Here is an 18,367-nt window from a genome sequence, read left to right on the forward strand (position 1 = left end):
GCGCACACCGACCCCGTTCACCGGGTCTACCGGCTCGGAGGCAGAATGGCGGTTTCGACCATAGGGGGCCTGATGTCTCGTTTTCTGCGTACCGTGGTGGCTGCCGCGACGGTCACCGTCTGTCTGGCGGCCACTACATCCTGCGGTTCGGCGAAGTCTTCACGACCGCCGCAACCGCCGCATTCCGAGCCGCTGACCGAGACCGACCTGAAGTCGCTGATGCCGACCGGCAAAACCTTCCAGGGCTACGTCGCCGAGCCTGAGGAACCGTCCGAGACGGCAAGCCCGAACGCCGACGCGGACGATCCGCCCACGCCCTCGGAGCTCCTCTATGACAGCCACCCGGCCTGCGAGGCTCTGCTCGATATCAGAGTGGATCACCTACGGCACCGGCCCGTGGCGGAGGCGCGGACCCGCATCGAGCCGCAGTTCCGCAGGGGCGACGCCATCGACTTCACGAAGTTCCATTCGCTTAAACTGTTCAGTTACTCCGTCGAGGAGGCGAAGGCGGTGATGACGTCCGTCGAAGAGGCACTGCCGAAGTGCCACGAATTCTTCGCCTTCAAAGCCTCGTTCAGTTCCCCGGACTCGCGCTTCGTCACCGGGAAGTGGTCCGCACCGAAGGCCGGGGACGACGCCGTCGCCTTCACTTGGAAAACTATGGACATCGCGATGGAACAGACCATCCCCATGACTGTCATACGCACCGGCGGCGTAATCGCCGTCTACTCCGGCGCAGTCCGCGACGACATCCCGCAGCAGCAGCACCAGAAGATCCGGGATTACCTCTCCGGAACCGGCGGCTGACCGGGGGCCGGCCCGCCCCGCCGTTCCGCCGCCCTCCCATCCCTGCGCTTGCCGACACAGCAAACAAAGTTGTCACTCCGGCATCGGTGTCCCCACTCTGCTCGCCCGCCTCGGCCGGTGTGCTCACCCTGCTCGACCGGTACGGCGAGATGCGGATGAGCAGGCTGGGCGAACTGCTCGCGATCGACATGTCGGACACGAGCCGGCACGTGGCGCACATCGCCGAGCGCGGCTGGATCGAGCGGGAGCCCGATCCGCAGGATGCTGGTCCGCCGCTTCTTCCCGGCCCCGTTCGGCCCGTTCGGCCGTACTGCCGCGGACGCGTTCCTGGACGAGTCGCTGCGCCGGGCCGTCGGCGCCCGCCGTCCCTCCGCTCCCGTACGGGCCCTGGTCGAAAGCGGTATGCGGCTGCGCGCCCGCCGCAACCGGCGCGCCCATGCCGACCCCGGTTACCGGCCGGATCTGCCGCCCGTCGTCCGCGATCTCGCCTGAGAGCCTGCGGGCGCGGACAGGGCGCCGTCCAACGCGGGCAACCACCTGGTTGGACACCATATTTGCCCGCGTGCCCGTCCAACTGGTCGCGGTTGTCCCCGTTCACCGCGGAACGCAAGGTAGGGGCAATCGGCCCGCGAATTCCTGGAATCACCGGGCACCGCTCCGTACGGAACCGGGCACCGCTCCTCTCGGAACCGGTCACCGCTCCATGCGGAACCGGACACCGCCCCATGCGGAATCGCGCGATCCCCTGAAGCGAACGGCCGCCTCCCACCCGTCGCCGTTCCCGGGCGCGCCTCCCGCTGCCGCAGTCGGCGCCGGAGAGACGCCAGGGAGACGCCGGGGAGCCGACGGAGAGACGCCGGAGAAGGGATGTCAGGATGACCCCGCCCCACGAGATACCCGTGCACGTCCGCCGGGACCGCTTCGACCCGGTTCCCGAGCTCCTGCGGCAGACGCGGGAGTCGCCGCTGACCGAGGCGGACATCGACTTCGGGCCCTTCGGCCGGGTGAAGTGGCTCGCCACCGGGGAGGCCGAGGTGCGGGAGGTGCTGGGCGACCTGAAACGGTTCAGCTCCAGGCCCGCCGACACCGGCGAGGACGGTACCGGGACCCCGGCCCTGCCCGGGAACCTGTTGCAGTGCGATCCGCCCGACCACACGCGCCTGCGGAGGATGGTGGCTCCGGAGTTCACCGCGCGGCGGACGCGCAGGCTGGAGCCGCGCATCCACGAGGTCGTGGCGGAGTGCCTGGACACCATGGAGCGCGTCGGGCAGCCGGCCGACTTCATGCGGCAGTTCGCCTGGCCCATGGCGGGGCTGATCACCTGCGAGCTGCTGGGCATTCCTCGGGACGACCGGACCGAACTGTCGCGCTACCTGGATGTTTCCCAGAACGAGTCCGGGTCCCCGGAGCAGCGGGTGGCCATCGGAAAGGCGTACTGGGCGTACATGGTCAAGCTGGCGAAGCGGCAGCGCCGCAGCCCCGGGGACGGCCTGTTCGGCGCGGTGGTGCGCGAGCACGGCGCGGACATCACCGACGAGGAGCTGGCGGGCCTCGGCGCGACCTTCGTGTCCGACGGGTTCCTGCAGGTCTCCAGCATGCTGGGGCTGGGCACCCTGTTGCTGCTGGACCACCCCGGCCAGCTCGGCCTGCTCCGCGAACGGCCGGAGCTGATCGACCGGGCCGTGGAGGAACTGCTGCGCCAGGTCACCGTCATCCACACCGTCTCGCCGCGTACCGCCCTGGAGGACGTGCCCATCGGCGACCAGGTGATCAAGGCCGGTGAGATGGTGGCCTGTTCCCTGTTCGCCGTCAACCGCGCACAGGGCGGGCCCGACGCCTTCGACATCACCCGGGAGGCGGGCCCGCACATGGCCTTCGGGCACGGCATCCACCACTGTGTCGCGGCTCCGCTGGTCAAGATGGAGATGGCCGCCGCCTACCCGGCGCTGCTGCGCCGGTTCCCCGGACTGCGGCTCGCGGTGCCGCCGGACGAGGTCCGCTTCCGGCTCGCGCAGACGCGGCAGTTCAGCCTGGAGTCGCTGCCCGTCACCTGGTGAGGGGAGGCTGCCCGACGTACTCCCGCAGATGCCGTGCCGTCAGCGTGTCGCCACCGGCCACCAGCTCGGCGGGGGTGCCCGTGAAGACCACCTGCCCGCCGTCGTGTCCGGCGCCGGGGCCGAGGTCCACGATCCAGTCCGCGTGTGCCATCACGGCCTGGTGGTGCTCGATGACGATCACCGAGTTGCCGTCGTCCACCAGCCGGTCGAGCAGGGCGAGCAGCTGGTCGACATCGGCCATGTGGAGTCCGGTGGTGGGCTCGTCCAGGACGTACGTCGTGGCCTTCTCGTTCATGTGGATGGCCAGCTTGACGCGCTGCCGCTCGCCGCCGGAAAGGGTGTTGAGCGGCTGGCCCAGCCGCAGGTAGCCCAGCCCCACGTCGGCGAGCCGCCCGAGGACGGCGTGTGCCTGGCCGGAGGGGAAGAACGCGTGCGCCTCGGCCACGGACATCGCCAGCACCTCGCTGATGTCCTTGCCGCGCAGCTTGTACGTGAGCACCTTCGGCGTGAACCGTTTGCCCTCGCACTCTTCGCACACCGACGCCACCCCCGCCATCATCGCGAGGTCGGTGTAGACCAGCCCGATGCCGTTGCAGTGCGGGCAGGCGCCCTCCGAATTGGCGCTGAACAGCGACGCCTTGACGCCGTTGGCCTTGGCGAAGGCGGTACGGATCGGGCTCAGCAGCCCGGTGTAGGTGGCCGGGTTCGAGCGGCGCGAGCCGCGGATCGGCGACTGGTCGGCGACGGCGACCCCCTCGCGCCCCGCGACGTACCCGTGGATCAGCGAACTCTTGCCGGAGCCCGCGACCCCGGTGACGACGGTCAGCACGCCCAGCGGTATCTCCACCTTCACGTCGCGCAGGTTGTGCCGGTCCGCGCCCTCGATCGCCAGGGCGCCGCGGGGCGTGCGTACCGTCTCGCGCAGCCGGGCCCGGTGCTCCAGGTAGCGCCCGGTCAGCGTCCCGGAGGCGCGCAGTCCCGCCACGTCCCCGGAGTAGCAGATGCGCCCGCCGTCCGCGCCGGCGCCCGGACCGAGGTCCACGACATGGTCGGCGATCGTGATGACCTCCGGCTTGTGCTCGACGACGAGCACCGTGTTGCCCTTGTCGCGCAGACACAGCAGCAGATCGTTCATCCGCTGGATGTCGTGCGGGTGGAGCCCGACGGTGGGTTCGTCGAAGACGTATGTGACATCGCTGAGGCTGGACCCGAGGTGCCGCACCATCTTGACGCGCTGGGCCTCACCGCCGGAGAGGGTGCCTGCGGGCCGGTCCAGGCTCAGGTAGCCGAGGCCGATCTCCACCAGGGAGTCGAGCAGGTGCCGCAGGTTGGCGAGGAGCGGCGCCACCGACGGGTCCTCGACCGAGCGCAGGAACACGGCGAGGTCGCTGATCTGCATGGCCGAGCACTGCGCGATGGTGACGCCGTCGATGGTGGAGGACAGGGCCGCGGCGCTCAGCCGGGTGCCGTCGCAGTCGGGGCACCGGGCGAAGGCCACCGCACGGTCCACGAAGGCCCGGATGTGGGGTTGCAGCGCGTCGCGGTCCTTGGCCAGGAAGAGCCGCTGGACCTTGGTGACGAGCCCTTCGTACGTCGTGTTGAGCGCGGCGGCCTTCACCTTCGTCGCGGGCTTGTGGAGGAAGTCCTGCCATTCCCCCTCGGTGTAGTCCTTGAGCTTCTTGTCCGTCGGGAAGAAGCCGGAGCCCGCCATGACCTGCCAGTACCAGGAGCCGACGGCGAAGCCGGGCACCGTGATCGCGCCCTCGTCGAGGGAGAGTTCGCGGTCCACCAGCTGATCGGTGTCGATCGTCGACACCTGGCCGATGCCCTCGCACGCGGGGCACATGCCCTCGGCGCTGTTGAAGCTGAAGGCGCTGGAGGTGCCGATGTGCGGGATGCCGAGGCGGCTGAAGACGATGCGCAGCATGGTGTACGCGTCGGTGGCGGTGCCCACCGTGGAACGGGAGTTGGCGCCCATCCGCTCCTGGTCGACGATGATCGCCGCACTCAGGTTGCGCAGCGCGTCCACGTCCGGGCGGCCGAGGCTCGGCATGAACGACTGGATGAACGCGGTGTACGTCTCGTTGATCAGCCGCTGCGCCTCGGCGGCGATGGTCCCGAAGACGAGTGAGGACTTGCCCGACCCGGAGACCCCGGTGAAGACGGTGAGCCGCCGCTTGGGCAGGTCCAGCGACACATCGGTCAGGTTGTTCTCGCGCGCGCCGCGCACCTCGATGACGTGGTGCAGGTCCGCGGCGGCCGGCTGAGGGCTGGAGGGGGCAGCGGGCATGTCGGTTCCTTCTCCTCTGTACGGCGGGTACGGCGGTACGTGCGGCCGGGCGGTGGCGCCTCGAACGGCCGCGCAGCAGAGGGCGGGCAGCGGACCCGGACCCCCGTCGCGTCGCCGTACTCTCCCACACTTTCCGCGTACGGCGTACGGAGATAATGGCGGCGCCCCGGCCTGCGCCCTGCGCCTGCTGTGGCGAGAGTTGGGCCCCGGCGAGCCGCCCCGGCGGGCTGACCATGCGCGGCGTGGCCCGGCAGCTCGGCGTCACACCGATGACGCTCTACACGTACGTGCCGGGCAAGGCCGAGCTGCTCGACCTGATGCTGGACGCCGCGTACCTGCGGATGCCGCGCACCGCGCACGCGGGGGCGCCGTGGCGGGCGCGGCTGGAGACGGTCGCGCGGGAGAACCGCGAGCTGTACCGGCGCCATCCGTGGGTGGCGGCCCGGCCCGTCACCCACCCGCCGCCGGGTCCCGGGGTGATGGCCAAGTACGAGCACGAGCTGGCCGCGTTCGACGGCCTCGGCCTGGACGACGTGACCACGGACGCCGCACTCGCCTTCCTGCTCGGCTTCGTGGAGTCCGTCGCCCGCGCGGAGTTGCAGGCGCGCGCGGCCGAACGGGACGGCGCACCAACCGGCGAGCAGTGGTGGGCAGCCCACGCCCCCGTACTGGCCACGGTCTTCGCCCCCGGTCGCTACCCCCGCGCAGCCAGGATCGGCGGCAGCGCTGCCGCGGACCGCCGGAGTGCCCACGACACGGAGCGCGCGTTCACGTTCGGTCTCGGACGCGCCCTGGACGGCCTGGCCGTCCTTGTCGAACGAGCGCGGTCGGCGCCCTGATCCCCGCCCCGTCTAAGGTGCGGCAATGACGTCGAACACCTATCTCTCCGAACTCTTCTCCCTGGACGGACTGGTTGCCGTGGTGACCGGCGGCAGTTCCGGAATCGGCCGCGCCGTCAGCGGCGCCCTCGCCCGCGCCGGCGCGAGCGTCGTGATCGTCGCGCGCAAGGAGGCGGAACTCAGGGCCACGGCCGACGAGCTGACCGCCGACGGCTGCCGGGCAGCCTGGGTGAGCGCCGACCTCGGTACGCGCGGTGCCGTGCGCGAAGCGGCCGACCGGGCGGCCGGAGTGTTCGGCGAGCCCGACATCCTCGTCAACTCCGCCGGAGTCAATCTGCGGCCGCCCATGAACGAACTGGACGACGAGGTGTGGGACGCCACGATGGCGGTGAACCTGGAGGCGCCCTACCTCCTGGGGCAGCGCTTCGGCCCCGGCATGGCCGGGCGGGGCTTCGGGAGGATCATCCACATCACGTCCCAGCAGGCGCACCGGGCGTTCGTCCAGAGCGGCGCGTACGGCGTCTCCAAGGGCGCGCTGGAGTCGCTGGCCCGGTCCCAGGCCGAGGCGTGGTCACCGCACGGCGTCACCTGCAACACACTCGTGCCGGGCTTCGTCATGACGCCACTGAACGCCCGCCTGTCGTCCGACCCCGAGAAGGTCGCCGCGCTGGCCGCCCGCACCATGACCGGGCGCAACGGTCTCGCCGGGGACTTCGCGGGTGCCGCGGTCTTCCTCGCGAGCCGCGCCTCGGCGTATGTCACGGGGCAGTCGCTGTTCGTGGACGGTGGTCTCTCCGTCCACTGAGCCGTCCACTGAGCCGTCCACCGAGCCGCCGCCGGCCGTCAGCCGGAGGGCGGCCTGCCCCCGACTACACTTTCGGCAGCACCGCACCTGATCCGGACGAACGGCGAAGGAGTGGCACATGAACCGCTACAGGCCCGAGAACCCGGGAATTCTCCGGTGGACGGGGACGGGGATGCCGACGGGGACGTGGACGTCGACAGGGACATGGCCGTGGACGTGGACGCCATGAGCGCCGGAGCGGAACACCTCACCGAACGCATCGCCCTGACCCCGGCCGCCCAGGAGCTGATCCAGCGGCTGAGCGCGACGCACGGACCGCTGATGTTCCACCAGTCCGGTGGATGCTGCGACGGCAGCTCCCCGATGTGCTACCCGGCGAGCGAGTTCCGTACGGGCGCGGCGGACGTGCTGCTGGGGCGGCTGACCGTACCGGGCGTCGCCGAGGCGGTGGACTTCTGGATGGCGGCGGACCAGTTCGCCCGCTGGCGGCACACCCATCTGACCGTGGACGTCGTGCCGGGGCGCGGCGGGGGCTTTTCCCTCGAAGCTCCGGAGGGAGTGCGTTTCCTCATCCGCTCACGGCTGTTCAGCGAGGAGGAGCGGGCGCGGCTCGGCGACTGAGGCGGGCCGCCCGGAGGGCCTGGGCATGGACATGAGCCTGAGTCTGGGCATGAACATGGTGAGGCCCCGCGCACGGGGGATGACGCGGGGCCTCACCTTATTGAACGAGCGAACCGGGTCCGGGGTTCCCCTCGGTGCCCATTTCATGAAAAGTTTTCGCCTGCCCCGGGTCCCGGCAGGCCGCCGTGCTCACGCCTCGTCCTGCACCAGCCGCTCCAGCATGTCCTGGAAGTCGACGTCCACGACCACCCGCAGCCCGTCCCCGTCCAGCTCGCTCAGCCGCGTCATCACCCCGCGCCGCCACCAGAACACATGCGGGCTGATCGCCCCCGCCGCGTCCTCGTGGCCCGCCACGGCGAACTGCGCCATGGCCTGGAGCGCCGGCACGACCTGCGCGTCATGGATGGGGTGGAAGGCCAGCTGGTGGCGGAAGGGCATCGCGACCAGCGCGCCGTCCCCGGTCAGCGGCGTCCCCATGACCCGCTGCACCAGGTCCTCCAGGACGAGCACCCGGCTGGCGGTGAAGAACGAGTCGCCCAGCACCACCTCGAAGGCCGAACCGTCGCCGCGCCGGACCGTCTCGTGCCCCTCGACCGGCAGTGCGCGCAGGTTGTTCAGGGCCCTGATGCGCAGCTCGGGCACCTCGCCGAGATCGGTCAGCGAGTCCTCGCTGAGCATCTGCACGGCTTCGGGCAGGTCCAGGGCCAGCACCTCGCGCAGCCCGGGGGCCGGCGCGCGTCCGTACCGGAAGGAGTCCGCGGGCGGCAGCGTGTCCTCGGCGACCACCCGCGGGAAGAGCCGGGCCCGGATCTCGTCCTCCGACAGGGTCTCCATCGGCTGCGGCCCGTCCATGGTGCGCAGCACCTTGCCGACGTGGTCGCGGATCATCAGGGGCCACACCCGCTCGCCGCGCCGGTCGCGGTGGCAGACCGCGGCGAGGTTGCCCAGGCCGAACTGGCGGCCGCCGGCGTCGGCGACCACACCCGCGTATACCGTGATCTCCAGGCCCCGTTCGGCGAACGCCTGCCGGACCTGCGACCGGAAGACGCAGCCCTCGCGCTCCGAGAAGAAGGAGAACTCCCCGTCGCGCGGGGCTTCGCGCGGATCCCGCTTCGGTCCACGGCGGAACAGGCCCATCTCTTCCTCCCGGCGACGGCCACGATGCCGCCGATCGTAACGGGTGCGCCGGAGCCCTACGACCCGGTCCCCGGCCCGGTCGCGCCCCGGCTCCCCCGCCTCGGCGCCGTACGGCCGGCCGGGGTCCTACGGGGTCATCCTGCCCAGGAACGGGGCTGGTCATGGCGCCCGCGAGCAGCAGAAACGGCCGACGGGCGGACGGGCGCGGGCAGGTACCGGCCGCACCGCGATACGCTGCGGGGCCCGCAGGGCGGAGCGACCGGCCCGCGGCAGCGCCCACGGCGTCCTCCCGGGCCCCGGACGCTCCCGATACCGGTGCGCAGGACGTCGCCCCCGTCGCCGCGGCCCGGCCGTCACCGGCGGTGACGCGACGTCCGAATCCCGCCAGCCGCCGCACCCTCGCCACGGCACAGTGGAGGAGACGGACGAGCCGGAGAACGGCACGAGAGCACAGAGAAAACAGAGAAAGGGGCCGGACGATGACGGCCACGACGGTGTACACGACGCTCGGCAGCCCGCTGGGCGATCTGCTGCTGGTGGGCGTGCCGTCCGCCACCGCGCCGGGCGGCACGGCGCTGGTCTCGCTGTCCGTACCCGACCAGAAGGGCGGCGCCACGGTCCACGGGACCTGGACCCGCGACCCCGCGGCCTTCTCGGAGATCGCGGCCCAGCTCACGGCCTACTTCGAGGGCCGCCGCACCCGCTTCGGGATCGAGTACGCGCGCGGGGGCACCCCCTTCCAGGGGCGCGTCTGGGAGGCCCTGGACGCCATCCCGTACGGCGAGACGTTCACCTACGGCGACATCGCCACCCGCATCGGCGCCCCGCGCGCCGCGGTGCGCGCGGTCGGCACCGCAATCGGCCGGAATCCGCTGCTGATCGTCCGGCCCTGCCACCGGGTCATCGGCGCCAACGGCACCCTCACCGGTTACGCGGGCGGCCTGCGCCGCAAGGAACAGCTTCTTCGCCTCGAAGGCGCGGCGTGCGTGACAGGGACTCTCCCGGCCTGAGGCCCCACGGGCACGGCCACCCGGAACGGCCTGAGGGCCCACGGACACAATCGCCCGGAACAACCTCAGGCCCCACGGACACAGCCGCCGGGAACAACCTGATGCTCCACAAGCACGGCCGCCCGGAAAAAGAGGAACGGCGCCAAGCCCCCCAGCCCCGGCGCCGTTCCACCCGCCGCTCCTCCCTTCCCCCCACCACCCGCGAACGCGGGCCGGGAGGAGCGGCCGGGCAGTGGCTGAACCCGAGTCGGGCGATCCCCCGCATCACCCAACCCAGGCAGCCCCGACCGGAGCCCGTCCGCGGCGGGACGGGCGTCCGAAGCCCTGCCGAGTATATTGGCTCCGGGCCAGTCAACGCAGCGGCTGCACCATGACCATTTTCGAGCGCCCTCCTCCGCAGGCCCGCCGATCATGAACCGGACCGCCTCACGCGCGCCCTTCCGGCGCGGTGACCACGGCAGCCTCACCCATATTCGTACACTTGAGCGACTCGGCGGCGGTGGGCCGCGACAACGGAAAAAGGGGCGGACGTGAGTGGTGCCGGGAGTCTTGCGGCGGTCGGCGAGGGGGCGTATGTGCTGCGCAATGTGGGCAGCGGCCTGCTGCTGGAGGTCGAGGACGGCCGCAAGGGCAGCGGGGCGAACGTACGGCAGGGCGAGGAGGACGGGTCACCGGCCCAGCTGTGGCGGGTCACCGAGGTCCATCCCGGCAGCGGGCTGCGGCACCTGACCAACGCGGGCAGCGGCAAGCGCCTGGACGTCACCGGGGCCTCCACCGAGAACGGCGCCAACGTCCAGCAGTGGAAGGCCAACAACTACGGCGCGCAGGAGTGGCTGCTGGAGCAGGACACCGCCGCGCCCGGCACGTTCACACTGACCAACTACGCCAGCGGGCTGCTGCTGGAGGTCGCCGACGACAGTACGGAGCCGGGGGCCAACGTCCAGCAGTGGGAGGACCGGGACCGGCCGGGCCAGTGGTGGAGGCTGGAGAGCCGCTGACGTCGCCGACGTACACAGCCGGGTCCGGATCCGTGGCAACCGGCTCCGGATCCGTGGCAGCGGGGTGCGGATCCGTGGCAGCCGGCCCGGCCCCCGGAGTCCCCGTCCACTCAGAAACCGGCGGCGCGCTCGATGCGGTCGAGCAGGCGGTGGCGGCGTACGGCGTGGGCGAAGTCCGGGGCGTGGTGGGTGCCGGCCGTGAGGTCGGCGCGTATCTGCTGGTAGGCGTGGGCCACGGTGTACGCCTCCTCCGTGGTCCGGCCGGCGAGCGCGGGCAGCGTCGAGTACGCGCCGGGGACCGGCAGTTCCGCGAGCGCCGCGTCCTCGCCGCGCGAGCCGTACACGGTGACCTGGCCGAACTGCAGATGCCCCGAGTCGCCGGTGAGCAGCAGGTCGCCGGCGGCGCCGTTGATCTCCCAGTGGAAGTTGGTGGCCCGGGACAGGCCGCCGCGGAAGTGCACCGAGGCCACCGCGCCGCCTTCGAGTACGCCGCTGACGGCGATCTGGTCCGGCACGTCCATCCGCGCCGGCTCACCGGTCGTCTCGTTGTGCACCTTCGGGCGGCGGGTCGCCATGGTGGCGCCGAGGTCGGTGAATTCGCCGAGAGCCATGGTGACGGCGTCGATGGTGTGGCCGAAGGGAATGGTGAGCAGGGAGGCGCCATTGCTCCGGTCCAGGAGGTAGGCGCCGCCCTGATCGAACTCCGCCCCCCAGCGGCGCCCCGAGGCGATGAGGCTGGTGGACAGGACTTCTCCCACGTACCCGTCGGCGATCAGGTCCCGTACGTAGCGGACCGGCGGCGCGGAGCGGGCCTGCAGCCCGACGAAGGTACGGATGCCCCTGGCCTCGGCGACGGCGGCCAGTTCCTCGGTCTCCGCGAGGCCGTTGCCCAGCGGCCACTCGCTGAGCACCATCTTCCCGGCTTCCAGGGCGGCCAGGGCCAGTTCACGGTGGTGCGGGACCTTCACGGCGACGACCACGAGATCGACCTCGTCGCGCCGTACGAGTTCTTCGGCGCTGCCGAAGGCCAGCGGAACGCCGTACTTCTCCCCCGCGGCCCGCGCGGATCGCGGGGTACTGGCGGACAGGGCGCGGACCTCGAACCCGGGTACGGCGGAGAGCGCGGGCAGGTGGGCGCGGGCGGCCCAGCCGCCGGAGGCGCTGAGGCCGATGATGCCGACGCCGACCGTGTCGGCGGAGGGGGTGTGCGCGGGCATGGCGGATTCCTTTCACCGGACATGCGGTGGTGCGCTCGGTCGAGCGGTGATCACGACCGTAAACCATGTTCGCTATAAAGCGAACATAAGTGATGACGGACGCACCTGCGGGGCAGTGGGGGATACTGAGGACATGGCCAGCCGTACGTCCTCCCCCCTGCTCCATCCCGACGAGCGGGACTTCGACCTGTTCGCCGTCATGAGCGCGCTCACCGACCCGGTCCGCCTGAGCATCGTCCTCACCCTCGCCACCGAGTCGGCGGTGCCCTGCGGCACCTTCGACCTGCCCATCGCCAAGTCCGCGCTCAGCCGTCACCTGCGCGTACTACGCGAGGCGGGCGTCATCAGCCAGCGCGACGAAGGCACCCGCCGGGTCAACTCGCTGCGCGCGCAGGAGCTGGACCGCCGCTTCCCCGGCCTGCTCACCCTCGTACTGAAGGAAGGCGCCGAGCGCGCCGCACCGCAGCCCGCGGCCGGCTGAACGCGGCGCCGAAGGCCCGGCAGAGCCGCCCGCCGGGAATGCGGGCGCCCCTCCCGTCGCTGTTCCGGTCGCGGGCACCGCATCCGGCGCCCGCAGGCGCACCCGGCTCGCGAGGGGAACGGCACATGCCGACCACGGCACAGGAATGGCAGCTGGCCGCACGGCCCGTAGGGCGCCCGGCGCGCGGGGACTTCAGGCTGGTGGAACGGGAGTTACCCCTGCCCGCCGAGGGGGAAGTCCTGGTGCGCAACCGATTCCTCTCGGTCGATCCGTACATGCGGGCCCTGATGGGTACGGAGCACTCCGGCGCCCTGGCCTACGGACTGAACCGGCCGATGAGCGGCGGCGCCGTCGGCGAGGTGGTGGAGTCCCGGTCGTCGCGCTTCGCTCCGGGGGACCTGGTGCTCAGCGGCCTCGGCTGGCGCACGGCCGCCGTCGCGTCCGCCGCGCACTTCACGAAGCGGGAACGGATCGCGGACGTACCCGACTCCGCATACCTCGGGGTGCTCGGCATGCCGGGGCTCAGCGCGTACGTCGGCCTCACCGAGATCGCCGGACTGCGGCCGGGCGACACCGTGTTCGTCTCCGGCGCGGCCGGCGCGGTGGGCGGCCTGGCCGGACAGATCGCCCGGCTGCGCGGCGCGAAGGCGGTGCTCGGCAGCGCCGGATCACCGGAAAAGGTCGCGTACCTGACGGACACACTCGGCTTCACCGCCGCCTTCGACTACAAGAACGGCGACGTACGCGGCCAGCTCGCGCGGATCGCGCCGGACGGCATCGACGTCTACTTCGACAACGTCGGCGGCGACCACCTGGAGGCCGCCATCGCCCTGCTGAACCGCGACGGCCGAGCGGCACTGTGCGGCGCCATCTCCGAATACAACGCAACCACAACACCCCACGGCCCACGCAACATGACCGAACTCGTCAAAAAGCGCCTCACGCTGCGCGGCTTCGAAGTCGCCGACCACGCCGCGCTGCGCCCCCGCTTCGAACGCGAGGCGGGCCGGTGGCTGGCCTCCGGACAACTCACGTTCCGGGAGACGGTCGAGAACGGCATCGACCGGGCGGTGGAGGCGTTCCTGGGGATGATGGACGGGCGCAATACGGGGAAGATGCTGGTACGGCTGTGAGTGGGGGCCTGGTCGGCCGCAAGTCCCGTTCCATCCCGGCGCGCGGCCGGGAGAGCATGCAGGGTCTCGACGGCCTTGAGGGCCGGGCCGACCTCCGCCCAGAGGGCGGCCGCAGTACGGGCCCGGCTTCGCCGCCCAACCCCCTCCCCGCGCACGGCAGTTTCCAGCAACTCCTGGCAGAAACTCGTAGCGGCGTGCCGCCCGGTTGTCCCAGCCGTCTCCCAGTTGATCACGGCGAACCGCCTCCGAACCGCCCCTCGCGGCAACGGCCCTGACGGCCCTGAACCACCGTTGGAGCACGCGGTGCGGTACCGCCGGAGCTGAACCTCTCTCAGTCGCGGGGAACAGTCGGCCTTCAGAAGAGCACGAAGGAGCTCAGCGCCTCGAAAGGGACGACCTCTTGCTCGGCTTCTGACGGGCGACACGGGAGAACGGCACTTCCCGAAATCCCTCAGTTCGTCTGCTGGCAGATCAACACGCCACCACCGGTCGCGCAGCAACAGCCGCCCCAGGCCCTGGTGGCTGATACCAAGGGCCGGAGCATGCGCGGACCAACGCTCTCCCAGCGTCCGTAACACCCACCAATGCCGCAGGCCAGCACCGTCGTGAGCGTTGTACCACCAGCAGACGGAGTATCTGTTGGTGTCGTATTCGCCGAAGGCTCCCGGGCTCTTCCGAGCTCACAGGAAAAGGTGCCTGACCTGGTCTTTTGCCTGTCAGGTGCCTTCTTCTCATCCCACTCGGCACGAGGCCCGTTTTGTGTGGTGCTCCCAGTTTCTCCCACCGCTACACCCCTCCTGACGGGTCGCTACGGCTCCGCCGTCCGCCGCGCGAGGGGCTGCGGTTCTTGCGCGACCCAGCAGTCGTCCGTCTCGACGAGGGCGACGGCGACGCGGTGTAGCAGCGCACCGGGTGACTGCCTTGCCCTTGCCTCATCGGACCTCCGGATGCCGTTGCCGGTGAGACAAGGGGGGAGCATGTGCTGGGAGATGCGGGGTCTGGGGTTTCAGGTCGGTGCAGCACAGGGCTTTTTGGCCTAGGACATATTTTCTACGTCCTAGGACTAATGCTATGGTCGGGTCTGGAGGTGGACGACATGCCGATCAGCGGGACGACCGCGGCAGAGATCGCCGGGAGTGTGCGGGACCTGATCGCGTCGGGTGAGCTGGCGCCGCAGGACCTGCTGCCGCCGGTGCGCGCGCTCGCGGAGGAGCTGGGCGTGAACCGCAACACGGTCGCCTCGGCCTACCGGCAGCTGGTGGCCGCAGCTGAGGCCGTGACGCGTGGACGCGGCGGGACAGCGGTGGCGGGGGTGCCGCAACTGGCCAGCGAGGGGGCGTGGTTCGGCGGTCGGCTGACCGATCTGGCCAGCGGCAACCCCGACCCGCAGCTGTTGCCCGACGCGCTCCAGGCTCTGCGCGGCGGCGGGTACCAGCCGGCGTTGTACGGCTCACCGCCGGTCGACGAGCGGCTGGCCGGGTGGGCCGTGCGGCAGTACGCACCGGACATCGGTGACAGCGGCTTCCGTGTCGTAGTCACGCACGGCGCGGTCGACGCGACGGAGCGGCTGCTGAACGCCTACCTGACCCGGGGGGACGCGGTGGCGGTCGAGGACCCGTGCTTCCTGGCGAGCATCGGCACACTGCGGCTGAACGGCTTCCGGACGGTGGCGGTGGCGGTCGACGGGCAGGGGATGCGTCCGGACGCCCTGCGTGCGGCTCTGGAGAGCGGGGTGCGGGCGGTGGTGTGTACGCCGCGCGCGCACAACCCGACCGGCGTGAGCATCACCGGGGAGCGTGCCGCCGAACTCCGGGAGGTCCTCGCGGGTCATCCTCAGGTCCAGGTCATCGAGGACGACCATTTCTGGGCGGTCTCCCGCTCCTCCTATCACCGGATCACGCCTCCGGGCCTCTCGCGGTGGGCGCTGGTACGGTCGGCGTCGAAGTTCCTCGGCCCGGACCTGCGTCTGGCGCTGGTCGCCTGCGACCAGGAGACCGCGAGCCGCCTCGGCACCCGGCTCAACACCGGGGCGACGTGGGTCAGCGGCCTGCTCCAGCACGCCGCTCACGTTCTCCTCACCGACCCCGATGTCATCGCCCTCACCGCGCGGGCGCGCGAGACCTACGTACGACGCGGTGACCGGCTCCTGGCACGGCTCGGCGAACACGGAATCAGGGTCCCGGACGGCTACCGGCCGGACGGCCTGAACGTCTGGGTCCCGCTGCCGTCCCCCGCGCGTCCGGTCGCGGACGCCCTCGCGCGGCGCGGCTGGGCCGTACAGCCCGGCGGCCTGTTCACCTCGGGACCGTCCGAAGCCCAGGCCCTGCGGGTGACGACCTCCACGCTCACCGACGAGCAGGCCACGCAGTTCACCGCCGACCTCGCCGACGTCCTGAACCTCCCCGGTCGCCCCTGACCGACCTGCGGGGCCCTCGCCTACGCAGCCCTGTGCCACCGATGGCGCACTCTCCGCCTCCCTGCGCCACCGACGTCTCTGTCCCCGTCCCCCTTTTCCGTCTTCGTCTCCTGTCCCCGGCCGGGTGCGGCGTGTGCTGCGTGGCGCCGGACCACAACCACAGCGCGCACCCCCGCCTTGCAGAGAGGCAGGCTTCGCCATGCGTACACACTTCGTCGTCCACGAGTCGTTCGAGGCCCCGGGAGCCTACGAGGACTGGGCCCGCGCCCTGCGCTACGAGATCGGCTACTCCCGCGTCTCCGACGGCGACGCCCTGCCCGGGAGCGCGGACGGCATCGACCTGCTGATCGTGCTGGGCGGCCCCCAGCGGCCCAGCACGACCACCAAGGAATGCGGCCACTGGCACAACGACATGCCGGGACTGACCGACGACACCACCGTGCCGGCCACCAGCGAGGGCTGCCCCCGCCAGATCGTCGCCTACAGCCGGTACGTGTACGGCTTCCAGCGCCACCTGGAGTTCACCCCGGACTGCATCGAGGCCCTGATCGCACACGACGAGAAGGAACTGGCCGCGATCACCGACCGCCCCTACGTCCAGCAGCCCGACCAGCTGCGGGCCAACGACTACACCGAGATGAACGCCAAGCTCATGACGTTCCTCGACCGGCTCGCCGCGGACCACGCCGGCTGCTGATCCGAACCGGGCGCCGCCCGGCACCTTCTCCCCACAGACCCCGGACACAGAGCCCGCCGACCCCGGCCGGCCCTGGGAACTGGAGCAGTGAGCACATGGCAACCACCCTGCACGACTCCAAGGACGTCCTTGTCGGACGTGCCGAACAGCAGATGCGCGAGCACTTCGCCGACTCGGAACTGACCGTACGGCAGAAGCTGGCCCTCACCTGCCGCATCGCCTTCGACGGCGGCCACGACTCGGGACTCGCCGGCCAGATCAGCGCGCGCGGCCAGGCGGCCGGCACCTACTACACCCAGCGCCTGGGCCTCGGCTTCGACGAGATCGACGAGGACAACCTCCTCCTCGTCGACGAGGACCTGACGGTCCTGGAGGGCCGCGGCATGCCCAACCCCGCCAACCGCTTCCACTCCTGGATCTACCGGGAACGCGAAGACGTCAACTGCATCATCCACACCCACTCGCTGCACACCGCGGCCCTCGCCATGCTCGAAGTCCCCCTGATGGTCTCCCACATGGACACCACTCCCCTCTACGAGGACTGCGCCTTCCTCAAGGAATGGCCCGGCGTCCCCGTCGGCAACGAGGAAGGCGAGATCATCTCGGCCGCCCTCGGCGACAAGCGCGCCATCCTCCTCGCCCATCACGGCCAGCTCGTCACCGGCGCCACCATCGAAGAGGCATGCACCCTGGCGATGCTCATCGAACGCGCCGCCCGCCTCCAACTGCTCGCCATGGCCGCCGGGACCATCCAGCCGCTCGACCCCGGCCTCGCCCGCGAGGCCCACGACTGGACCTCCACCGACCGTCGCAGCAAGGCCAACTTCGCGTACTACGCCCGCAGGGCCCTGCGCAACCACCCCGACTGCCTCACCAGCGAGGTGGACCTCTGATGTCCCAGCAGCCCCTCAAGGGAATCATCGCCTACCCCGTCACCCCCTTCGACCCGGGCACCGGCGCAGTCGACCACAACGCGCTGCGCCGGCTCACCGACCGCCTGGTGACCACGGGCAGCCACGCCGTCGCCCCGCTGGGCAGCACCGGTGAGAGCGCCTACCTGGGCGAAGCCGAGTGGGACGCCGTCTGCGAAACCGTCCTGAACACCGTGAACGGACGCGTCCCGACCCTGGTCGGCGTCGCGCACCTGACCACCGAGGGCACCGTCCGCCGCGCCCGGGTCGCCGCCCGGCTCGGGGCCGGCGCCGTCATGGTGCTCCCGCAGGTGTACTGGAAGCTGACCGAGGCCGAACTCGCCCGGCACTACGCCGAGGTGGCAGCTGCCACCGACCTGCCGGTCATGCTCTACAACAACCCCGGCACCAGCGGAACCGACCTCCTGCCCGAGACCATCGTCAAACTCGCCCGGGAAGTCCCCAACCTCACCATGGTCAAGGAGAGTTCCGGCGACGTCGCCCGCTTCACCGCACTGCGGGAACTGTCCGAGGGCACCTTGTCGGTCTACAACGGCAACAACCCCGTCGCCCTCGACGCCTTCCGCGCCGGTGCCGCGGGCTGGTGCACCGCCGCCCCCTGCCTTGTCCCCGACTGGACACTCCAGCTCTACACCGCCGCGATCCGCGGACAGGACGAACGGGCCGACGCGATCCTGGCCGAACTCCTGCCGTTCCTGCGGTTCATCGTCGGCCACGGCCTGCCCCGCACCATCAAGGCAGGACTCCAGCTCCATAACCGTCCCGCCGGACCGCCCCGAGCACCCCTGCTGCCCCTGCCCGACAAAGAGACCCAGCAACTCCAGGACCTCCTGGACCGGCTCGGACCCCACCCCTACCTCGACAGCGACGTACTGCCAGGGCCGACCACGCCCTGACCCAGCCGACAGGGAAGAGTTCCGTGCAGGA

At 71.2% G+C, this 18,367-nt stretch carries 17 protein-coding genes and 1 pseudogene; 15 read left to right on the top strand and 3 right to left on the bottom strand.

All coding sequences use genetic code 11. The annotated features are described in order from the left end of the window. Positions 1–45 precede the first annotated feature (45 nt). From A6A06_RS32280 to A6A06_RS32295, 4 genes and pseudogenes are all read left to right on the top strand, one after another. A complete protein-coding gene (locus tag A6A06_RS32280; RefSeq protein ID WP_199931321.1) occupies positions 46–807 on the top strand; it encodes a hypothetical protein in 762 nt (253 codons plus the stop codon). 98 nt (positions 808–905) lie between these two features. Next, positions 906–1,088, top strand: a pseudogene (locus A6A06_RS32285) (MarR family winged helix-turn-helix transcriptional regulator); the annotation flags it as partial. Further along, a complete protein-coding gene (locus tag A6A06_RS32290; protein WP_073766244.1) occupies positions 1,069–1,299 on the top strand; it encodes a hypothetical protein in 231 nt (76 codons plus the stop codon). The pseudogene A6A06_RS32285 and the gene A6A06_RS32290, both read left to right, overlap by 20 nt. A gap of 383 nt (positions 1,300–1,682) precedes the next feature. Continuing rightward, positions 1,683–2,864, top strand: coding sequence for a cytochrome P450 (locus A6A06_RS32295; protein ID WP_073766246.1), 1,182 nt, complete (start codon positions 1,683–1,685; stop codon positions 2,862–2,864). Here the strand turns inward: A6A06_RS32295 and A6A06_RS32300 are convergent. Then, on the bottom strand, positions 2,854–5,154 hold the full coding sequence (locus A6A06_RS32300; RefSeq protein ID WP_073766248.1) for an ATP-binding cassette domain-containing protein: 2,301 nt from the start codon (positions 5,152–5,154) through the stop codon (positions 2,854–2,856). The genes A6A06_RS32295 and A6A06_RS32300 overlap by 11 nt on opposite strands. 242 nt (positions 5,155–5,396) lie before the next feature. Between A6A06_RS32300 and A6A06_RS32305 the strand changes: the two genes are divergently transcribed. The 3 genes from A6A06_RS32305 (at position 5,397) to A6A06_RS32315 (ending at position 7,419) form a co-directional block, all read left to right on the top strand. Further along, positions 5,397–5,993, top strand: coding sequence for a TetR/AcrR family transcriptional regulator C-terminal domain-containing protein (locus tag A6A06_RS32305; protein WP_338015967.1), 597 nt, complete (start codon positions 5,397–5,399; stop codon positions 5,991–5,993). Between the two features lie 25 nt (positions 5,994–6,018). Continuing rightward, positions 6,019–6,798, top strand: a complete 780-nt coding sequence (locus A6A06_RS32310; RefSeq protein WP_073766250.1) for an SDR family NAD(P)-dependent oxidoreductase — start codon at positions 6,019–6,021, stop codon at positions 6,796–6,798. A gap of 204 nt (positions 6,799–7,002) precedes the next feature. Beyond that, positions 7,003–7,419: a DUF779 domain-containing protein gene (locus tag A6A06_RS32315; protein WP_073767122.1), complete on the top strand. Its 417-nt coding sequence runs from the start codon at positions 7,003–7,005 to the stop codon at positions 7,417–7,419. Positions 7,420–7,608: 189 nt separating this feature from the next. Here A6A06_RS32315 and A6A06_RS32320 read toward each other — a convergent pair whose 3' ends face one another. Then, on the bottom strand, positions 7,609–8,556 hold the full coding sequence (locus A6A06_RS32320; protein ID WP_073766252.1) for a hypothetical protein: 948 nt from the start codon (positions 8,554–8,556) through the stop codon (positions 7,609–7,611). Between the two features lie 479 nt (positions 8,557–9,035). Here A6A06_RS32320 and A6A06_RS32325 point away from each other — a divergent pair, with 479 nt between their 5' ends. Continuing rightward, the gene (locus A6A06_RS32325) at positions 9,036–9,566 is read left to right on the top strand and encodes a methylated-DNA--[protein]-cysteine S-methyltransferase (RefSeq protein ID WP_073766254.1); all 531 of its coding nucleotides are present in this window, start codon (positions 9,036–9,038) and stop codon (positions 9,564–9,566) included. A gap of 530 nt (positions 9,567–10,096) precedes the next feature. Then, on the top strand, positions 10,097–10,564 hold the full coding sequence (locus A6A06_RS32330; RefSeq protein ID WP_073766256.1) for an RICIN domain-containing protein: 468 nt from the start codon (positions 10,097–10,099) through the stop codon (positions 10,562–10,564). Positions 10,565–10,674: 110 nt separating this feature from the next. Here A6A06_RS32330 and A6A06_RS32335 read toward each other — a convergent pair whose 3' ends face one another. Continuing rightward, on the bottom strand, positions 10,675–11,781 hold the full coding sequence (locus A6A06_RS32335) for a Gfo/Idh/MocA family protein (RefSeq protein ID WP_073766258.1): 1,107 nt from the start codon (positions 11,779–11,781) through the stop codon (positions 10,675–10,677). Positions 11,782–11,914: 133 nt separating this feature from the next. On the opposite strand from A6A06_RS32335, the gene A6A06_RS32340 reads away from it, so the two are divergent. From A6A06_RS32340 to A6A06_RS32365, 6 genes are all read left to right on the top strand, one after another. Continuing rightward, positions 11,915–12,262: an ArsR/SmtB family transcription factor gene (locus tag A6A06_RS32340; RefSeq protein WP_073766260.1), complete on the top strand. Its 348-nt coding sequence runs from the start codon at positions 11,915–11,917 to the stop codon at positions 12,260–12,262. A gap of 125 nt (positions 12,263–12,387) precedes the next feature. Further along, positions 12,388–13,395: an NADP-dependent oxidoreductase gene (locus tag A6A06_RS32345; protein ID WP_073766262.1), complete on the top strand. Its 1,008-nt coding sequence runs from the start codon at positions 12,388–12,390 to the stop codon at positions 13,393–13,395. Positions 13,396–14,491: 1,096 nt separating this feature from the next. Beyond that, entirely contained in the window at positions 14,492–15,811 is a 1,320-nt protein-coding gene (locus A6A06_RS32350; protein ID WP_073766264.1) for an aminotransferase class I/II-fold pyridoxal phosphate-dependent enzyme, read from the top strand. 199 nt (positions 15,812–16,010) lie between these two features. After that, positions 16,011–16,508, top strand: coding sequence for a hypothetical protein (locus A6A06_RS32355; protein ID WP_073766266.1), 498 nt, complete (start codon positions 16,011–16,013; stop codon positions 16,506–16,508). A gap of 95 nt (positions 16,509–16,603) precedes the next feature. Continuing rightward, on the top strand, positions 16,604–17,401 hold the full coding sequence (locus A6A06_RS32360) for an aldolase (RefSeq protein WP_073766268.1): 798 nt from the start codon (positions 16,604–16,606) through the stop codon (positions 17,399–17,401). Beyond that, positions 17,401–18,336, top strand: a complete 936-nt coding sequence (locus A6A06_RS32365; RefSeq protein WP_073766270.1) for a dihydrodipicolinate synthase family protein — start codon at positions 17,401–17,403, stop codon at positions 18,334–18,336. Before A6A06_RS32360 ends, A6A06_RS32365 begins: the two co-directional genes overlap by 1 nt. Positions 18,337–18,367 lie beyond the last annotated feature (31 nt).

This window comes from Streptomyces sp. CB02923 (genome assembly GCF_001905005.1).
Taxonomy (GTDB): Bacteria; Actinomycetota; Actinomycetes; order Streptomycetales; family Streptomycetaceae; genus Streptomyces.

What these genes read in the sequence shown, in the direction of transcription:
- A6A06_RS32280 (WP_199931321.1), top strand. Translation starts at nt 46, where the DNA reads ATGGCGGTTTCGACCATAGGGGGCCTGATGTCTCGTTTTCTGCGTACC.
- A6A06_RS32290 (WP_073766244.1), top strand. Translation starts at nt 1,069, where the DNA reads ATGCTGGTCCGCCGCTTCTTCCCGGCCCCGTTCGGCCCGTTCGGCCGT.
- A6A06_RS32295 (WP_073766246.1), top strand. Translation starts at nt 1,683, where the DNA reads ATGACCCCGCCCCACGAGATACCCGTGCACGTCCGCCGGGACCGCTTC.
- A6A06_RS32300 (WP_073766248.1), bottom strand. Translation starts at nt 5,154, where the DNA reads ATGCCCGCTGCCCCCTCCAGCCCTCAGCCGGCCGCCGCGGACCTGCAC.
- A6A06_RS32310 (WP_073766250.1), top strand. Translation starts at nt 6,019, where the DNA reads ATGACGTCGAACACCTATCTCTCCGAACTCTTCTCCCTGGACGGACTG.
- A6A06_RS32315 (WP_073767122.1), top strand. Translation starts at nt 7,003, where the DNA reads ATGGCCGTGGACGTGGACGCCATGAGCGCCGGAGCGGAACACCTCACC.
- A6A06_RS32320 (WP_073766252.1), bottom strand. Translation starts at nt 8,556, where the DNA reads ATGGGCCTGTTCCGCCGTGGACCGAAGCGGGATCCGCGCGAAGCCCCG.
- A6A06_RS32325 (WP_073766254.1), top strand. Translation starts at nt 9,036, where the DNA reads ATGACGGCCACGACGGTGTACACGACGCTCGGCAGCCCGCTGGGCGAT.
- A6A06_RS32335 (WP_073766258.1), bottom strand. Translation starts at nt 11,781, where the DNA reads ATGCCCGCGCACACCCCCTCCGCCGACACGGTCGGCGTCGGCATCATC.
- A6A06_RS32340 (WP_073766260.1), top strand. Translation starts at nt 11,915, where the DNA reads ATGGCCAGCCGTACGTCCTCCCCCCTGCTCCATCCCGACGAGCGGGAC.
- A6A06_RS32345 (WP_073766262.1), top strand. Translation starts at nt 12,388, where the DNA reads ATGCCGACCACGGCACAGGAATGGCAGCTGGCCGCACGGCCCGTAGGG.
- A6A06_RS32350 (WP_073766264.1), top strand. Translation starts at nt 14,492, where the DNA reads ATGCCGATCAGCGGGACGACCGCGGCAGAGATCGCCGGGAGTGTGCGG.
- A6A06_RS32355 (WP_073766266.1), top strand. Translation starts at nt 16,011, where the DNA reads ATGCGTACACACTTCGTCGTCCACGAGTCGTTCGAGGCCCCGGGAGCC.
- A6A06_RS32360 (WP_073766268.1), top strand. Translation starts at nt 16,604, where the DNA reads ATGGCAACCACCCTGCACGACTCCAAGGACGTCCTTGTCGGACGTGCC.
- A6A06_RS32365 (WP_073766270.1), top strand. Translation starts at nt 17,401, where the DNA reads ATGTCCCAGCAGCCCCTCAAGGGAATCATCGCCTACCCCGTCACCCCC.